General features: G+C 34.2%; 2 protein-coding genes. Both read right to left on the bottom strand.

Annotated features, from left to right (window positions below; genetic code table 11):
• Positions 1-106: 106 nt before the first annotated feature.
• On the bottom strand, positions 107-1,198 hold the full coding sequence (locus VI621_RS11935) for an ISAs1 family transposase (RefSeq protein ID WP_324218622.1): 1,092 nt from the start codon (positions 1,196-1,198) through the stop codon (positions 107-109).
• Positions 1,199-1,342: 144 nt separating this feature from the next.
• Positions 1,343-2,251 carry an IS982 family transposase gene (locus VI621_RS11930; protein WP_422653653.1) on the bottom strand — a complete coding sequence of 303 codons (909 nt, stop codon included), beginning with the start codon at positions 2,249-2,251 and terminating at the stop codon, positions 1,343-1,345.
• Between the last annotated feature and the right edge of the window lie 123 nt (positions 2,252-2,374).

The following is a 2,374-nucleotide window of genomic DNA, read 5'->3' as shown; positions in this document are numbered from 1 at the left end:
GATGATGGAAAGTTTTTGCATAAAAATGATTTATTCTTCGTTGCCTCTTCTGAATCCGATTTTTGTCCTTGGTTTTTCTTCTTTTTGAATGAACTGTTTTCAGGTTTCACGCATTAAAATTTAAAAGTGTTTTCAGGTATGTGGTATCATAAGCTGCTCTAAGCTTTTTATGTGTCATTGATAGTTTGGATTTGGTTTCTTGGTTCAATAGATTAATTGCTATTTTATTTGTGAGAGAAAAATTCTGAGCGGTATACCCTTTTCTCTTTCTACTCTTGTCTTCATCGAAGTTAACATCTAATATCCAATGTAAAGAATTTTCTATTCCCCAATGACTGCGTATTAATGCATTGAACTCTTCGGATGATTTATTTAAAGAACTTATGTAATATCGGGTTTCTGTTTGTTCTTGCTGGTTGATAAATCGTGCGGAGTCTATTTGTATAATAGACTTTAGCCCTTTCCAGTCCGATTTTTTTTCTACCATTTTTAAATTGGTTATTACACTACATTTCCTGGATTCTACTCTGCCACTGTTTTTTTCTGTTTGCTTATCGATACTCTCTGGTTTTATAATGGCAAAACTGCTGGTTAAGTCTTCCCTTAATCGCTCTTGATTGTCCTTGACAGCAATAATGTAATCGGCTCCTTTTTCAACTACCTGTGAAACTATTTCTTTTTGACATCCAATGGCATCTATAGATACAATACTGTTTTTAAGATCTAAAATTTCAAGTAATGCTTTTATTCCTGCTATTTCATGACCTTTGCCGTCTGTTTTAAATTGTCCAAGTACCAGTTTATTTTTGCTCGCCCATGCATTTACCAAATAAAGCGGAGCTATATTTTTGTACTTGTCATTACTGTTTCGTGAAACTTTCCCATCAATAGATATTAATCCTTTTTTGTTTTCTTGTAATGCCTTTGTCCAAGCCACAAAACAAGAGTGAAAAGCCTCAGGCTTTATAATACTATAAACGCGTTCAATAGTATCATGGGAGGGAACCCCATTTTTAAAATCAATAATATCAGACAATTCTTTCTGACGCAATCGACCGAACATGGCAATTTGTTCCCAACTTTTTATTCCGCATAAAACGGCAATTATTGATAAACTGAAAATTGTATTTAAGCTATGAAGTTTTTTCCTATCAATTCGAGGATCTTCAATGCTTTCAAAGTAGTTATTGATTTGCATTTTTTAACTGCAAACCAAATCCTTCTATCGATTCATTTTTTTCCTTGTTCAGATTTCAATTAACTCTTCCTTGTTAATTTTAATGCGTGAAACCTGGAACTGTTTTAAATAATTGAATAATAATTACCCGTTGTGCTATTGAAATTAAGAGCATAAAGCATATTTAAGATGATTCAAAGGTTTGTGATTTATAAAATTCAAAAATTGCAAGAAAGTAACAGCCGTTATTTTAGATAAGATTCTGATGGCAGCACCGACAAAAGATTTGGCATAATTTCGCTTGAGCATCATTTGGTCGCAGAGTTGCGAAAAGAGTGTTTCAATTCGTTTTCGGCAGCGTTTGAATACAGCGGGAAAAGGTCTGAAATTTTTTTGATTCGTTCTTTGAGGAGTTTTCAGCCGGATGTTGCAGCAAGAGAATAAATCCGCTTGATATTCTGCGGACAAATATCCCTTATCGGCAATGAGCGTACAATTATTGAGTGAAGAATATTTTATATCGGAAAGATATTTCACATCATGCATGCTGGCTTTGGTCATATCCATGCTTTGAAAAATACCTTTGATAGAGGTAACGAGGTGAAGTTTATAGCCGTAATAATACGAGTCGCTCACAGCAGAAAACCCCATATCCGGTGAGGTTTCAAATTGTTCTTTGCATATTTTGCTTCTGGATGCTCTTGCTTTTTGACAAACGGGAATGGGAATGGAATCCACCAGAAAAAAATTTTCGCCCTCATTCATCAAAGCGGCCAGTCGTTCATTGATTAATTGAATGAAGGGAGCCAAAATTTTTCTTCTGCGATTAAATCGCGAACGCTCAATGAGAGTTGGAAAATCCTGCTGATGTTCGGACTTTAGTTTGTGCCAGAAATAATTTTCACTGTCAATGCCAGTGGCTTCTGCAGAAAGAGTGAGTGCAATGAGAGAAGCGTCTGACATTTTAGGGGCGTTGGGATAAAATTTGAAATTCCCCGGAGTTACAAACATGGTTGAAAAATTTTTTTCAATCAGATGAAAAAATTTGTCGTAATTTGATTTCAAGTTGTGCATAGATGAAAAAAGATTTGTGGTTAAATATTTTTTCATCTATGTATTGAATATCAATATAGTATGCACAACTTTTTTATTTTTTTATTAACATTTTTTATTAACATTTCAATAGCACAACGGGTT

The organism is Flavobacterium sp. (genome assembly GCF_035292545.1).
Lineage (GTDB): Bacteria > Bacteroidota > Bacteroidia > Flavobacteriales > Flavobacteriaceae > Flavobacterium.
The sequence above is the reverse complement of the archived record's forward strand: the minus strand, read 5'-3'. Positions and strand labels throughout refer to the sequence as shown.

Excerpts from the sequence above, each read along its gene's own strand:
- VI621_RS11930 (WP_422653653.1), bottom strand. The coding sequence starts at position 2,251 with ATGCACAACTTGAAATCAAATTACGACAAATTTTTTCATCTGATTGAA.
- VI621_RS11935 (WP_324218622.1), bottom strand. The coding sequence starts at position 1,198 with ATGCAAATCAATAACTACTTTGAAAGCATTGAAGATCCTCGAATTGAT.